Source organism: Ancylobacter mangrovi (genome assembly GCF_024752335.1).
In the GTDB taxonomy this organism is placed as follows: Bacteria; Pseudomonadota; Alphaproteobacteria; order Rhizobiales; family Xanthobacteraceae; genus Ancylobacter; species Ancylobacter mangrovi.
This window is the reverse complement of record NZ_JANTHY010000001.1, coordinates 1,098,541-1,113,615: the sequence shown is the minus strand read 5'-3', so window position 1 is coordinate 1,113,615 and position 15,075 is coordinate 1,098,541. Positions and strand designations below refer to the sequence as shown.

The 15,075-nt window shown below is 70.5% G+C and carries 13 protein-coding genes; 4 read left to right on the top strand and 9 right to left on the bottom strand.

Annotated features, from left to right (window positions below; translation table 11 throughout):
- Positions 1-69: 69 nt before the first annotated feature.
- From glpX to NVS83_RS05385, 5 genes are all read right to left on the bottom strand, one after another.
- Positions 70-1,065: a class II fructose-bisphosphatase gene (gene glpX / locus NVS83_RS05405; protein WP_258730484.1), complete on the bottom strand. Its 996-nt coding sequence runs from the start codon at positions 1,063-1,065 to the stop codon at positions 70-72.
- A gap of 14 nt (positions 1,066-1,079) precedes the next feature.
- Complete coding sequence (locus tag NVS83_RS05400) at positions 1,080-2,399, bottom strand: homoserine dehydrogenase (RefSeq protein ID WP_258738385.1); 1,320 nt, start codon at positions 2,397-2,399, stop codon at positions 1,080-1,082.
- 54 nt (positions 2,400-2,453) lie between these two features.
- Positions 2,454-3,671, bottom strand: coding sequence for an LL-diaminopimelate aminotransferase (locus NVS83_RS05395; RefSeq protein WP_258730486.1), 1,218 nt, complete (start codon positions 3,669-3,671; stop codon positions 2,454-2,456).
- A 146-nt stretch (positions 3,672-3,817) separates the two neighbouring features.
- A complete protein-coding gene (locus tag NVS83_RS05390) occupies positions 3,818-4,174 on the bottom strand; it encodes a hypothetical protein (RefSeq protein ID WP_258738384.1) in 357 nt (118 codons plus the stop codon).
- Between the two features lie 93 nt (positions 4,175-4,267).
- The gene (locus tag NVS83_RS05385; protein ID WP_258738383.1) at positions 4,268-5,047 is read right to left on the bottom strand and encodes a hypothetical protein; all 780 of its coding nucleotides are present in this window, start codon (positions 5,045-5,047) and stop codon (positions 4,268-4,270) included.
- 73 nt (positions 5,048-5,120) lie between these two features.
- On the opposite strand from NVS83_RS05385, the gene phaC reads away from it, so the two are divergent.
- Positions 5,121-7,082 carry a class I poly(R)-hydroxyalkanoic acid synthase gene (phaC, locus tag NVS83_RS05380; protein ID WP_258738382.1) on the top strand — a complete coding sequence of 654 codons (1,962 nt, stop codon included), beginning with the start codon at positions 5,121-5,123 and terminating at the stop codon, positions 7,080-7,082.
- Positions 7,082-7,894, top strand: coding sequence for a lysozyme inhibitor LprI family protein (locus NVS83_RS05375; RefSeq protein WP_258738381.1), 813 nt, complete (start codon positions 7,082-7,084; stop codon positions 7,892-7,894). The genes phaC and NVS83_RS05375 overlap by 1 nt, the downstream gene beginning before the upstream one ends.
- Before the next feature lie 148 nt (positions 7,895-8,042).
- On the opposite strand, the gene argC is transcribed toward NVS83_RS05375, so the two are convergent.
- A complete protein-coding gene (argC, locus tag NVS83_RS05370) occupies positions 8,043-9,098 on the bottom strand; it encodes an N-acetyl-gamma-glutamyl-phosphate reductase (RefSeq protein WP_258738380.1) in 1,056 nt (351 codons plus the stop codon).
- A 194-nt stretch (positions 9,099-9,292) separates the two neighbouring features.
- Here argC and NVS83_RS05365 point away from each other — a divergent pair, with 194 nt between their 5' ends.
- Positions 9,293-9,586 (top strand): hypothetical protein, encoded by a 294-nt coding sequence (locus tag NVS83_RS05365; RefSeq protein WP_258738379.1) that lies wholly within the window; start codon positions 9,293-9,295, stop codon positions 9,584-9,586.
- A 101-nt stretch (positions 9,587-9,687) separates the two neighbouring features.
- Positions 9,688-11,727, top strand: coding sequence for a DNA topoisomerase IV subunit B (parE, locus tag NVS83_RS05360; RefSeq protein ID WP_258738378.1), 2,040 nt, complete (start codon positions 9,688-9,690; stop codon positions 11,725-11,727).
- A gap of 22 nt (positions 11,728-11,749) precedes the next feature.
- On the opposite strand, the gene NVS83_RS05355 is transcribed toward parE, so the two are convergent.
- From NVS83_RS05355 to NVS83_RS05345, 3 genes are all read right to left on the bottom strand, one after another.
- Positions 11,750-12,379, bottom strand: a complete 630-nt coding sequence (locus NVS83_RS05355) for a LysE family translocator (protein ID WP_258738377.1) — start codon at positions 12,377-12,379, stop codon at positions 11,750-11,752.
- 108 nt (positions 12,380-12,487) lie between these two features.
- On the bottom strand, positions 12,488-14,338 hold the full coding sequence (locus NVS83_RS05350; protein ID WP_258738375.1) for a heavy metal translocating P-type ATPase: 1,851 nt from the start codon (positions 14,336-14,338) through the stop codon (positions 12,488-12,490).
- A 141-nt stretch (positions 14,339-14,479) separates the two neighbouring features.
- On the bottom strand, positions 14,480-14,974 hold the full coding sequence (locus NVS83_RS05345) for a GreA/GreB family elongation factor (protein WP_258738374.1): 495 nt from the start codon (positions 14,972-14,974) through the stop codon (positions 14,480-14,482).
- Positions 14,975-15,075: the final 101 nt, after the last annotated feature.

The window sequence follows — 15,075 nt, the reverse complement described above, 5'->3', positions numbered from 1 at the left end:
CCGGCGGGCGGAAACGAAAACGGGGCGCCGAAGCGCCCCGTCCGTCAAGAACGACCGCTGCGGGCCCGCTCAGCCGAGATGGAACTTCGACAGGTCGCGGTGCTCGGCCTCGATCCAGCGCACCGTGCCGGAGGCCGAGCGCATGACCACCGTGTGGGTCTTCACCACGCCCTTCTCGTACTTCACGCCCTTGAGCAGGTTGCCCGTGGTGACGCCGGTGGCGGCGATGAGGCAGTCGCCGCGCACCATGTCGTAGATGGTGTAGATCTTCTTGGGGTCGGCGACGCCCATCTTCTTGGCGCGCTCGCGCTTCTCCTCGGTGTCGAGGATCAGGCGGGTATACATCTCGCCGCCGATGCAGCGCAGCGCCGCCGCCGCCAGCACGCCCTCGGGCGCGCCGCCGGTGCCGATGTAGATGTCGACCCCGGTCTCGTCCGGGTTGGTGGTGTGGATCACGCCCGCGACGTCGCCGTCGGTGATGAGCTGAACCGCCGCGCCGGTGCCGCGCACGGCGGCGATCAGGCCGGCATGGCGGGGGCGGTCGAGGATCAGCGCGGTGATCTCGGACGGCTTCACGCCCTTCGCCTTGGCCAGCGAGTGGATGTTCTCTTCCGGCGAGGCGTCGATGTCGATCGTGCCCTTGGGATAGCCCGGGCCGACGGCGATCTTCTCCATGTAGACGTCCGGCGCGTAGAGCAGCGTGCCGCCCTCGGCCATCGCCATCACGGCGATGGAGCCCGGCATGTTCTTGGCGCAGAGCGTCGTGCCCTCGAGCGGGTCGACCGCGATGTCGACCGCCGGCCCCTTGCCGGTGCCGACCTCCTCGCCGATGAACAGCATCGGCGCCTCGTCGCGCTCGCCCTCGCCGATCACGATCCGGCCGGCGATCGGCAGGCGGTTGAGCTCGCGGCGCATGGCGTCCACCGCCGCCTTGTCCGCCGCCTTCTCGTCGCCGCGACCGCGCAGGCCGGCCGATGAAACTGCCGCGCGCTCGGTAACGCGCACCAGTTCGAGCGTCAGGATGCGCTCGAGAGCCTGGCCAGCCTTGACCGTGATTTCAGCCATATTCGGAGCCCCTCTCAGTCTTTCTCGATCCGTATCACCTGCGGCGGCGAGGCGATGACGCCGTCCGCGTCGATCGCCTCGATCGCCCGGCGAACCGCGTCTTCCGTTGTAGCGTAAGTGATCAGCACCACGGGTGCCGGATCCTCCGCGCTGTCTGCCCGGTCGCCGCCATGCGGACGGCCGCGCCGATGCTGCATTATGGACTCGAGCGAGATGTTCTGCTCGGCCATATGACGGGCAATCGCTGCCGCCGTTCCAGGCCGGTCGACCGCCGCGAGGCGGATATAATACCCACCTTCATGACGCTGGATCGTCGGTTTGCCGGCCGGGCGCAGCGTATCCACCGGCCAGCCGAACGGTGTACCGGCGCGGCCGGCCGCGCGGTCGCACAGATCGCCCACCACCGCCGAGGCGGTGGCGTCGCCGCCCGCTCCCGGGCCGACCAGGGTCAGGGCCACCGCGTCGCCGTCGATCGCCACCGCATTGGTGACGCTCGAGACCTGCGCGATCGGCCAGTGCTTGGGCACCATGGTGGGATGGACGCGAAGCTCCACCGCCTCGCCCGAGCGCGCGGCGACGCCGAGCAGCTTGACGCGGTAGCCGAGTTCGTCGGCGGCCTCGAGGTCGGCCAGCGTGATGGTGCGGATGCCCTCGACGTGGATCGCGTCGGGATCGGGCTGGACCCCGAAGGCGAGCGCGGCCAGCAGCGCCAGCTTGTGGGCGGTGTCGAAGCCGTCGACGTCGAAGGTCGGGTCGGCCTCGGCATAGCCGAGCTGCTGGGCCTGGTCGAGGCAGACGTCGAAGGACAGCCCCTCCTCCTGCATCCGGGTCAGGATGTAGTTGCAGGTGCCGTTGAGGATGCCCGAGACGCGCGCGATCTCGTTGCCGAGCAGGGCCTCGCGCAGCGCCTTGATGACCGGGATGCCGCCCGCGACGCCGGCCTCGAAATCGATGCCGACGCCCTTGGCCTCGGCCATCTTCGCCAGCGTCATGCCGTGATGGGCGAGCAGCGCCTTGTTGGCGGTGACGACATCATGCCCGGCGGCGATGGCGGCCTCGACCGCCGCCTTGGCGGCGCCCTCATGGCCGCCGATCAGCTCGACGAAGACGTCGATGTCCGGCGAGGCGGCGAGTTCTTCGGCGCTGTCGAACCAGGCGACGCCCGAGAGGTCGCAGTCGCGATTGCGGTTGCGGTCACGTGCGCTGACGGCCACCACCTCGATCGGCCGGCCGATCCGCGCCGCGATCTCGTCCTTGCGGCGCGCCAGCATGCGAACCACACCCGCGCCGACCGTACCCAGGCCGGCGATGCCAATCTTGAGCGACGGCGCCATCACGTATCCGAACTCGACAGAACTGGAAGCAGCGCCACCCGGGAGGACCGGACGTCAGCGCGCCGCAGCGAGAGGGACGACGTTGTGCAATGTTTCCGCGCCGGTTTCAAGGAAGCGGCGGACATTGCGGGCGGCCTGGCGGATGCGTTGCTCATTCTCCACAAGGGCGATGCGCACATACTCGTCGCCATGCTCGCCGAAGCCGACGCCGGGGGCGACGGCGACGTCCGCCTTCTCGATCAGCAGCTTGGAGAATTCGAGGCTGCCGAGGTGGCGGAACTTCTCCGGAATCGGCGCCCAGGCGAACATCGAGGCCTGCGGGACCGGGATCTCCCAGCCCGCCTTGCCGAAGCTGTCGACCAGCACGTCGCGGCGCTTGCGGTAGATCGAGCGCATCTGCGCGATGCAGTCCTGCGGGCCGTTGAGCGCAGCGGTGGCGGCGACCTGGATCGGCGTGTAGGCGCCGTAGTCGAGATAGGACTTCACCCGCCCCAGCGCCGAAATCAGCCGCTCGTTGCCGACCGCGAAGCCCATGCGCCAGCCGGCCATGGAGAAGGTCTTGGACATGGAGGTGAACTCGACCGTCACGTCCATCGCGCCGGGAACCTGCAGCACCGAGGGCGGCGGGTTGTTATCGAAATAGACCTCCGCATAGGCGAGGTCCGACAGGATGATGAGGTCGTGCTTTTTCGCAAAGGCGACCACGTCCCGGTAGAAATCGAGGTCGGCAACGCAGGCGGTCGGGTTCGAGGGATAGCAGAGCACCAGCGCCAGCGGCGAGGGAATCGAGTGCGCCACCGCCCGCTCGAGCGCGTGGAAGAACTCCGGCCCCGGCTCGCACGGCACGGCGCGGATCGCCGCGCCCGCCATCAGGAAGCCGAAGGCGTGGATCGGATAGGAGGGATTCGGCACCAGGATCACGTCGCCGGGCGCGGTGATCGCCTGCGCCATGTTGGCGAAGCCTTCCTTCGATCCGAGCGTGGCGACGACCTGCGTGTCGGGGTTGAGCTTCACGCCGAAGCGGCGCTCGTAATAGGCCGCCTGGGCGCGGCGCAGGCCCGGAATGCCCTTGGAGGCGGAATAGCGGTCGGTGCGCGGCTTGCCGATGGTCTCCTTGAGCTTCTCGGCCACATGCGTGGGGGCGTCGAGGTCCGGATTTCCCATGCCGAGATCCACGATGTCGGCACCGGCGTTGCGGGCGGTGGCCTTCACACGGTTGACCTGCTCGAACACATAGGGCGGAAGCCGGCGGATACGGTGGAAATCGGTCATGGCTCTCAGGCTCCAAGCCGCCCGTCTCGTCAGGGGCGGCGCAACGGGCGCTTCATATCACTGTTCACGCGAGCGCACAGCGAGGGATGTCAGGCCAAGGTGGCATAAGCGTGGTTAAATCAACCCTTCCGGCGCCATTTCAGCCGCTATTGCGACTGCTCGATATCCTGCAGCATCTTCTGCTCGCGATCCTTGGCCAGGTTTTCGAGATCCGACTGCACCTTCTGGGTCTCTTCCGGGGTCATGACCGGCCGGTCGCCGATCTGCTTCGGCGCCCCGAAGTTGGGATAGGGCAAGTCCTGCGGCGCGCCGGTCATGGCCGGATTCGGATTGTTCGGGTCCTGCTTGGGCGCCGCGCCGATCGCCTGCGCCAGCGTCTCGGCCGGCGCGTCGGACGATTTATCGCCGATGGCCGCGCAGCCGCCCAGAATCAGGGCGACGCCCAGGAGGGAAAGGCACCCCGCGAGGCGCCCGGCAGCCGCGTTGCGCTGGTCCGGCTTCATATCTGGTTCATCCGCCATGCTCACTCTCGCCCCGGCGCCTTCCGGTCAGTTACGCACTCGCTACGCCCGGGCGGCGCGTCTATGATGTCCCACCTATGAACGCACGTACCCGCGGGGACAAGCGGTGAGCAATCGACGTACCACCCGGACGCCAGCCGACGGCTCCACGACGCCCTCCACCCCGGAACGGATTCCGCCCGCCACGCCAAAGGCTTCGGCGAAAAGAGCGGCCTCCGGGGCGGGCAAGTCGGCATCCACCAAATCCGCGCCGGCCAAGGTGCCTCCCAGCAAGGCGGTGGGTTCGAAATCGCCCCCGGCCGCCCCGCGCGCCGGCAAGGCCGCGGCGGGGACGGCCGCGGCGGCAAAGACGGCACCCGCGCGGTCGACCAAGACGAACGCGGTACCGTCAAAGCCGCGTGATGCGAAGACGGCGGCGGCTGGCCCCGCCCCGGCCGGCAAGGCCCGGGCGGCGGCCACGGCCAAGCGTACCGAGCGCGCGCCCGCGAAGACCGAGGCGGCCGGCAAGAAGAGGGTAGCTCCGAAGGCCGCGACCTCAAGGCCGTCTGCCGGCAAGGCGGCATCGGGCACGACGTCAGCGAAGACGAGGGCGAAGGGCACCAAGGCGACGGCGCCGAAGGCCACCGCAGGCGGAGCGTCGGCAAGGGCAACCACCGCGAAGTCCTCCGCGTCCAAGTCCTCTGGCCCCAAATCGCCCTCCTCCAAGTCCGCCACCCGCACATCGCCCGCCGCCATCGCCACCCCGCCGTCGACGCGGCGGCCGGGGCTCGCCCGCCCGGCGGCCGCCAAGCGGGTCGCGCGGCAGGCCGTTGCCGCCGGAAAGGGCAGCGAGGCGCCGAATCCGGCCGCGCTCACGCCCGACGAGACGCTCGCCCTGCCCCGCTACGCGGTCCGCCCCTCGCAGCGGCGCAGCGCCCGGGAAGCGGTCGTGGCCGCCCGCGCCACCCCGCCACGCGCGGGCGCCGCTCCGCTCGCCGCCGCCAAGCCGACCTCGGGCACGCGCCCTTCCCGCCCCGCCTCGCCCCGCCCCGAGGCGGTGACGGCCTCGCCGCCCCCGTCGGCCGTCCCCTCTGCCAAGCCGGCTGACGATTCCCGGCGCGGCGGGGAGGAGGCACAGGGCTCGCCGATCGACTTCGAGGCCTTCGCCGGCAATCTCGCCCGACTGGTGGAGGAAGGCGGCAAGGCCATGGCCGCCTATCTGCGCCCGCGCGAGGAAGGGCTGGTCAAGGACGACGTCGCCGACGACATCGCGGACGTGATGAAGACGATCGGCAACGTCGCCGAATACTGGCTCGCCGATCCCCAGCGTACGCTGGAGGCGCAGTCGCAGCTCGTCGGCGGTTACCTGTCGCTGTGGGCGTCGACGCTCAAGCGCCTCAGCGGCGAGAAGTCCCGCCCCGTGGCCGAGCCGGCGGCGCGCGACGCGCGCTTCATCGACCCGGAATGGACCAACAACCCGTTCTTCGATGCCCTGAAGCAGACCTACCTGCTCACGACCAACTGGGCCGAGGACATGGTCGAGAAGGCGGAGATCGACGCCCACACCAAGCACAAGGCGGAGTTCTACGTGCGCCAGATCGCCAGCGCGATCTCGCCCTCCAACTTCGTGCTGACCAATCCCGAGCTGCTGCGCACCACGCTCGCCTCCAACGGCGAGAACCTCGTGCGCGGCATGAAGATGCTGGCCGAGGACATCGAGGCGGGCGGTGGCGACCTGAAGATCCGCCAGACCGACGCCACCAAGTTCCGGGTCGGTGAGAACCTCGCCTCGACGCCGGGCAAGGTGATCTTCCAGAACGAGCTGATGCAGCTCATCCAGTACACGCCGCAGACCGAGAAGGTGCTGGCGACGCCGGTGGTCATCGTGCCGCCCTGGATCAACAAGTTCTACGTGCTCGATCTCAGCCCGGAGAAGTCGTTCATCCGCTGGGCGGTGTCGCAGGGGCTGACCGTGTTCGTGGTGTCCTGGGTTAATCCCGGGCCGGAGCTCGCCGGGCGCGGCTTCGACGACTACATGAGCGAGGGCGTGCTGACCGCCATCGACGTCGCCAAGAAGGCCTGCGGCACACGACACGTCCATGCGGTGGGCTATTGCGTGGGCGGCACCATGCTGGCGATCACGCTCGCCTGGCTCGCCGCCACCGGCCGCGACGTCGGCATCAAGTCGGCCAGCTTCCTGACCACGCAGGTCGACTTCACCTATGCCGGCGACCTGAAGGTGTTCATCGACGAGCAGCAGATCGCCCAGCTCGAGCGCAAGATGCTCGAGGCCGGGGTGATGGAAGGCCGCACCATGGCCAACGCCTTCAACATGCTGCGCGCCAACGACCTGATCTGGCCCTATGTGGTCAACAACTACCTGAAGGGGCAGGCGCCGTTCCCGTTCGACATCCTTTACTGGAACTCGGATTCGACCCGGCTGCCGGCGGCCAACCACTCCTTCTATCTGCGCAACTGCTACCTCGACAACCGGCTGGCGCAGGGCACGCTGCTGCTCGCCGGCAAGCAGCTCGACCTGAAGAAGATCAGCCTGCCGATCTACAATGTGGCGACGCGCGAGGACCACATCGCGCCCGCCCCCTCCGTGTTCTACGGCGCGCAGTATTACGGCACGCCCGGCCGCTTCGTGCTGGCCGGCTCGGGCCACATTGCCGGGGTGATCAACCCGCCGTCGCGCGGCAAGTACCAGTACTGGACCGGCCCGGCGCCGAAGGGGAAGATCGAGGACTGGCTGAAGGGCGCCGAGATGCACCCCGGCTCCTGGTGGCCGGACTGGTTCGAGTGGATCGCGGCGCAGGAGCACCGCCACGTCGCCGCCCGCGTGCCCGGCACCGGCCCCTACCCGGCGATCGAGGATGCGCCGGGAAGCTATGTGAAGGTGAAGGCGTGATGTCCGCCCGCGCCCACACGGCCGCCGCACTGGTCGTCGCCGCCGTGCTCGTCGCCGCCGGTGCGGCCGCGTCTCCCGCCTCCGCTGCCAGCTTCGACTGCGGCAAGGCGCGCACGCCGGACGAACGCGCGGTCTGCACCGACCCGGCACTGTCCGCGCTCGACAGCGAGATGGGCGCGCTGTGGTTCGCCTATAGCCGCATGCCGCTGCTGATGGGCGCGAGCGGCGCGCGGCGCGACGATGCGCGCACCTTCCTGTCGGACCGCGCCGCCTGCGGCGCCAACACCCCGTGCCTCACCGCGCTCTACCACAAGCGCAACGCCACGCTGAAGCAGCAGCTCGGCGGCGCCATCGAGACCCTGACGAAAGAGGCGAACGCCGATCCCGCTCCCACCGCCCCAGCGCCGAGGCCGGTGATGGACCAGGTCAGCACGCTGTTCGCGCAGTGCCGCAATCTCGGCGGCGAGCTCAAGGGCAACGCCTGGCCGGAGCTGATGAGCGCCGACATCGACCATGACGGCCAGCCGGACTACGTGCTGAACGCGCAGAACCTGCAATGCGACGGCGCAGCCACCGCCTATTGCGCCAACAACGGCTGCGACATCTGGGTCGACCTGTCGAGCGCCGGCTTCGCGCCGATGAAGCTGCGCGGCAGCCACCCGACGCTGGTGCAGGGCGTGGAGCTGACGACGCTCGACATCTGGGTCGACAAGAGCCAGTGCGCTGACCTGCCGACCGGCGCGGCCTGCTGGGGCACGTGGAAATGGGACGGCTCGGCGCTCAAGGCGAGCTACGCCGCGCGCCCAGGCTGAACGTCAGGCGGCGCGCGGCGATGAGCCGGCTAAGCGACGGGGCTACCGTCAATCGACTCGGACGACAGAACGGCACACCGGCCGAAGCCCGACGCACGCACCGCCGGCCGCCGACAAGGCACGAATCCCCGCCGGCACGCCGCCCCGCTCAGGGGAAGAGCGCGATCTGCTCCAGCCCCGTCGTCTCGGGGAAGCCGAGGACGAGATTCATGCTCTGGACCGCCTGGCCGGAAGCGCCCTTGACCAGGTTGTCGGTCGTTGAGATGACGATGACGCGGTCGGCCGCGCGGTCCTTGATCACGCCGATGAAGCACATGTTCGAGCCCTTCACGAAGCGCGACTGCGGCACCTGGCCGAGCGGGAGCACGTGGACGAATGGCTCGCCGCGGTAGAAGTCCGCCAGCACCCGGTGCACGCCGTCCGCGCCGACGCCGGCGGCGGTCTTCACATAGATGGTGGCGTAGATCCCACGGCTCATGGGAATGAGATGGGGCGTAAAGCTCGGCACCACGGTGCGGCCGGCGGCCTTGGAATATTCCTGGTCGAGCTCGGCCATGTGGCGGTGGCTGCCGACGCCATAGGCGTGCATGCCGTCCGTCACCTCGGCATAGAGCAGCGATTCCTTGGCCGAGCGCCCCGCCCCGGTCACGCCGCTCTTGGCGTCGACGACGATCTGGTCGGGCTCGATCGCGCCGGCCTCGATCAGCGGCACCACGGGCAGGATGGCGGTGGTGGTGTAGCAGCCGGGATTGGCGACCAGCCGCGCCTTGCGGATATCGCTCCGGTACAGCTCGACCACGCCGTAGACCGCCTCCTGCTGCAGCTCCAGCGCCTGGTGCGGATGGCCGTACCACTGCTCGTAGACGCCGGGATCGCGCAGCCGGAAATCGGCCGAGAGGTCGACCATCCTGATATGCGGCGCGGTCTCGAAGACGCGCTTGATCACCTGCTGCGTGGTGCCGTGCGGCAGCGCGCAGAAGGCGAGGTCCACCCCCGACCAGTCCACCTCGTCGATGGTGACGAGCTTCGGCAGCACCAGCGTGGCGAACTGGGGAAACACCTCGGCCATGGCCTGGCCGGCCTTGCGGTCCGCGGTGAGCGCGACGATCACGACGCGCGGGTGGCGCGCCAGCAGACGCACCAGCTCCGAGCCGGTGTAGCCCGAGGCTCCAAGAATGGCGATCCGTGCCTTGCCTTCGCTCATCGTCGCGATCTCCGTCGCTGGCCGCGCGCGCATCGGCATGCGCCGCGTGGGTGAAGGCGCGCCATTACACCGGATGCATGTCCGGCGGAAGACGCGATGCGCGCATGGCCCCTGCGCCGCGCACGCGCGGAACCCGAAGCCACCCGCCGCACTTTGATTGATGCCGTCCCGGCCCCTCCCCCTGGAAACCCCACATGCTCCCCTTCACCCTGTTCTCGCTCGGCGTCGGCGTCACCCGCCTCGCCCTCGATTCCCAGCTCGTCATCGCCGAGCGCCTGAGCCGCCTGTCGCGCGGCGATCCCGGCGCCGCGGTCGAGGCCGTGCGCATGGTGGCCGAGAAGACGGTGGCGCTCGGCGAGGCCAATGCCCGCATCGTCTCCGCCGCCGCCACCGGGCGGCTCGACAAGGTCGGGCCGGAGATCGTCGCCCTCTATGGCCGCAAGGTGCGCGCCAACCGGCGGCGGCTGGCGCGGGGGCGCGCGAAATAGCAGGGCTGCGTTCATGGCTTGTTCCTGCTAATGCTGACGGCACCCAATCTGTGCTCTAATCGAATCGACCCTCCACCGCCAGCTGAAGGCCCCCACGCTCGATGTCGAACGCCGACGACCTGTTCGCCTCCCCTTCTCCCGAGCCGCGCCGGCCCGCCAAACCGGCGCCGCGCACCGCCCCGGCGGCCGGCCTGCCCGGCGAGAACGGCTACACCGCCGCGGACATCGAGGTGCTGGAGGGGCTGGAGCCGGTGCGGCGCCGGCCGGGCATGTATATCGGCGGCACGGACGAGAAGGCGCTGCATCACCTGTTCGCCGAGGTGATCGACAATTCGATGGACGAGGCGGTGGCCGGCCATGCCAGCTTCATCGAGGTGGAGCTCGGCGCCGACGGCTTCCTCACCGTGACCGACAACGGCCGCGGCATCCCGATCGAGGAGCACCCGAAATATCCCGGCAAGTCGGCGCTGGAGGTGATCCTCACCACGCTGCATGCCGGCGGCAAGTTCGATTCGAAGGTGTACGAGACCTCGGGCGGCCTGCACGGCGTCGGCGTCTCGGTGGTCAACGCCCTCTCCGACATGCTGGAGGTGGAGGTCGCGCGCGGGCAGACGCTGTTCCGCCAGATCTATTCGCGCGGCCTGCCGCAGGGGCCGATCCAGGAGATCGGCCGGGTGCTGAACCGGCGCGGCACCCGCGTGCGCTTCCACCCCGACGCACAGATCTTCGGCGAAGGTGCCCGCTTCAAGCCGGCGCGCGTGTTCAAGATGGCGCGCTCCAAGGCCTATCTGTTCGGCGGGGTCGAGATCCGCTGGAGCTGCGACGCCGAACTGGTCGCGGGGACCGAGATCCCGGAGAAGGCGACCTTCCGCTTTCCCGGCGGCCTGAAGGACTATCTCGCTGCCGACATCGCCGGCCACACGCTGGTGCATCCCGACATCTTCGCCGGCAAGACGTCGCGCCCCGGCGGGCACGGCTCGGCGGAATGGGCGGTGGCGTGGCTTGCCGACGCGGACGGCTCGGTCGCCTCCTATTGCAACACGATCCCCACCGCCGAGGGCGGCACCCATGAGGCGGGGCTGCGCTCCGTGCTGCTGAAGGGCCTGCGCGACCATGCCGAGCGCACCGGCAGCGCCAAGCGCGCCTCGATCGTGACCTCCGACGACATCATGTCCGGCTGCGCCGCCATGCTCTCCGTGTTCGTTCGCGAGCCGGAGTTCCAGGGCCAGACCAAGGAGAAGCTCGCCACCGCCGAGGCGACCCGCATCGTCGAGGCGGCGATGCGCGACGCGTTCGACCACTGGCTCGGCGGCAACCCGAACCAGGCGAGCCGGCTGCTCGACTGGGTGGTGGAGCGCGCCGAGGAGCGCCTGCGCCGCCGGCAGGAGAAGGAGGTCTCGCGCAAGACCGCCGTGCGCAAGCTGCGCCTGCCCGGCAAGCTCGCCGACTGCTCGAACAATTCCGCGGCCGGCTCGGAGCTCTTCATCGTCGAGGGAGACTCGGCCGGCGGCTCGGCCAAGCAGGCGCGCGAGCGCCAGACCCAGGCAGTGCTGCCGCTGCGCGGCAAGATCCTCAACGTCGCCAGCGCCGGGCGCGACAAACTCGCCCAGAACCAGCAGATCGGCGACCTCGTCCAGGCGCTGGGCTGCGGCACCGGCGCGAACTACCGCGAGGAAGACCTGCGCTACGAGCGCGTGATCATCATGACCGACGCCGATGTCGACGGCGCGCACATTGCCTCGCTGCTGGTCACCTTCTTCTTCCGGCAGATGCCGAAGCTGATCGAGAACGAGCACCTCTTCCTCGCCGTCCCCCCGCTCTACCGCATTACCCAGGGCGCCAAGACGCTCTATGCGCGCGACGAGGCGCACCGCGACGAATTGTTGGCGAGCGGATTCGCCGGGCGCGGCAAGGTCGAGATCGGCCGCTTCAAGGGTCTGGGCGAGATGATGCCGGCGCAGCTCAAGGAAACCACGATGAGCCGCGCCACCCGCACGCTGCTGCGCGTCACCATCGAGGAGGCCGAGCGCGCCGCGACGGCCGACGCGATCGAGCGGCTGATGGGCAACAAGCCCGAAAGCCGCTTCGCCTTCATCTCCGAGCGCGCCGCTTTCGCGAGCGAGGAACTGCTCGACATCTGACGACACGCCCGGACGCGGGCGGCTAGCGCTGCTCCAGCGCGATGCGCGCGGCGAGGCCGAGGAAGATCACGCCGGTCAGGCGCTGAAACGCGCGCGCGAGGCTGGCGCGGCCCGCCATCCGCCGACCGATCACGCCGGCGAAGCCGCCGACCAGCGCGTTGACCAGCGTGCCGCCGCCATTGAGGATCGCCCCCAGCAGCAGGAACTGCAGGAAGGGCGAGCCGCGCGAAGGGTCGACGAACTGCGGCAGGAAGGCCAGCACGAACACCACGATCTTCGGGTTGGTGAGGCTGACCACCACCGCCTGCCGGAACGCCGCCCCCGGGCTCTCCCTCAGCGCATCCTCCGCACGGAGATCGATGCCCGGCGCGCGGAGCGCCTTCACCGCCAGCCAGACGAGATAGGCGACGCCCGCCCAGCGGATCGCCTCGAAGGCGCCGGGATGGGCCGCGAGCAGCGCCGCGAGGCCGAGCGCGGCGGCGAGCGTGTGGATGACCCCGCCGCAGGTGATGCCGAAGCTGGCGGCGATGCCGGCCTTCGGCCCGGACTTCATGCCCTGCCCGAGGCAGAACAGCATGTCGTTGCCCGGCGTGAGGTTGAGCGCCAGCGCGGCGGGGGCGAAGATCAGCAGGGTTTCGGCGGAAAGCAGCATGGGAAGGCCCGCAATGAATGCGTCGCTTCTGCCCGCCTTTCCGCCCGCCGGCAAGGCCGACGATGATGGGCAAGGTCGATATCGGGCAAGGCCGACGACCCGCCGCACCTAGCCCGCCGCCGGCCGTCCGCCCAGCGCGCGGAGCGCGTTGAGGATCACCGCGACGTCGATCGCCTCCTGCGCCAACGCCCCCTGCACCGGGCTCAGCAGGCCGGCGGCGGCGAACCCCATGGCGAGGAAGGACAGGCCGATGCCGGCCAGCACGCTCTGCCGCGCGATGGCGAGCGAACGGCGGGCGATGCCCATCGCCTCGCCCAGCCGGTCCAGCCGGTCGGTCATCAGCACCGCGTCGGCCGCTTCCGAGGAAGCGGCGGCGCCGCGAGCGCCCATGGAGACGCCGAGCGTCGCGGCGGCGAGCGCGGGGGCGTCGTTGACTCCGTCGCCGAGCATCATCACCGGCCCGCGCTGGCGCTCCTCCTCGATGATGGCAACCTTGTCCTGCGGGCGGAGCTCGGCCTTCACCGCGTCCACGCCGAGCGCCGCGCCGATGCGCTCGGCGACGTCCCGCCGGTCGCCCGAGGCGAGGACGATGCGGCTCACCCCCTGCCGGCGCCAGGCGCCGAGCGCGTCCATCGCCTCGGCGCGCAGCCCGTCCTCCAGCAGCATGAGGCCCGCCGGCCGGCCGTCGACGGCGACCGCCACCCGCAGCGTGCCCGGCAGGCGGGAGCCGCCTTCCTCGAAGCCTGCGCTCGCCCGGCGCACATAGGAGATGCCGCCGACGCGTACCCGGTGCCCGTCCACCTCGCCTTCCACGCCCTCGCCGGGCGCCTCTTCCACATGGCTCGGCGGGGTGAGCGCGAGGCCGCGCGCCTGCGCCGCGTTCACCAGCGCGGAGGCGACCACGTGCTTCGAGGCCTGGTCGACCGAGGCGGCGAGGCGCAGCACCTCGTCGGCGGATGCTTGGCCGAAGGTCTCGATCCTCACCAGCCCGGCGCGGCCATAGGTCAGGGTGCCGGTCTTGTCGACGACCGCGGTGCGGATGCCAACCAGCGCCTCCAGCGCGCCGCCGCCCTTCACCAGCACGCCGCGCTTCGCCGCCCGCGAGACGCCGGCGATCAGCGCCACCGGCACGGCGAGGATGAGCGGGCAAGGGGTCGCGGTGACCAGTACGGCGAGCGCGCGCACCGGCTCGCCGGTGACGAGATAGGCGCCGCCCGCGATCACCAGCACCACGGCGAGGAAGACCAGCGCATAGCGGTCCGCGAGGCGGCCGATCGGCGCCTTGGCATCGCGCGCCGCCTCGACCAGCCGCACGATGCCGGCATAGGTGCTCTCCGCCGCCGGGCGCTCGGCCACGAGATCGAACGGCGCGCCGGCATTGAGCGCTCCGCTCGGCACCTCGCCGCCAACGCCATGCGTCACCGGCAGCGCCTCGCCGGTCAGCGCGGAGAGATCGAGCAGGGCCAGCCCCTCCGCGACCCGGCCGTCGACCGGCACCACCTCGCCCTTGCGCACCAGGACGCGGTCGCCCGGCACGACCGCCTCGATCGCGACTTCCTGCAGGCCGCCCTCGCCGTATTTCATCGCCGCGCGCGGGGCGCGCTCAAGCAACGCCTCCATCTCGCGCTGGGCACGCCGCTCGGCAAACGCCTCGAGATACTGGCCGCCCGCATACATGAGCGCGACGACCACGCCGGCGAGATACTCGCCGAGCAGCAGCGCACCGCCCATGGACAGCGCGGCGACGATGTCGAGCCCGGTGTCGCCGCGCCGCAGGCTGGTGACGATCTGCGCCAGCAGCGCCCCGACCACGGGCAGCGTCGCCAGCGCCCAGACCGCGCCGGCCGCCGGGCCGCGCCCCGCCGCCAGCAGCGAGAAGCCGGCTATCAGACCAAGGGCGGGAATGAGGACGAGCAGCGGGCGGATCGTGCTCATCCACACGCGGCGCAGGCGAACCATGGCGGCGGACGGTTTCAGCGGACGCGGCCCGCCCGAGGCGCCCGGCGCCATGCCGGGCCCGGCGAGGATACAGATTGGAACAATTGAAAAGAAGAGCCTCGCGGCGCCGCGTGCGGTGCTCGTCCCGCGGCTCGGGAGCGGCTATTCCGGCGTCGCCTCGGGTGCGGGCTCGGCCGTGCGGTCCACGGCGACGATCTCCATCGTGCCGGCGGGCAGCTCGATCTCGTCGCCGATCCACTTGCCGGTCAGCGCGCGGGCGACCGGCGAGATCCAGGCGATGCGCCCGAGCTTGGGGTCCGCCTCGTCCTCGCCGACGATCCGGAAAGTGCGCCGCCGCCCGGCTGCGTCCTCAAGCGTCACGGCCATGCCGAAGGTAATGGCCTCGCCCTCCTGCGGGGGATCGACCGGCTCGGCGCTGGCGCGGCGCGCGCTCCAGTAGCGCAGCTCGCGCGAGGCGGCGGCCACGGCGTCACGCTCACCGCGGGCGGTGGCGGCAGCGAGCGCCGCACGCTGGCGCGCCGCCTCGAGCTCGATCAGCGCAAGGCCGCGGCGGGTGACGAGATTGCGCTCGGCACTGACCGGACGCTCGGGCAGCGCCTCGCCGCCGCCGTCTTCCTTCACGAAAGCGCGGCTCATCGCGCGAGCCTCCCGGAGAAGAGGCGCGCGGCAGACCTGCGAAAACTCTTGACAGGACCGATTTCCATTGACTTTCCGAGCATTGTGCCTATGTTGCGGCG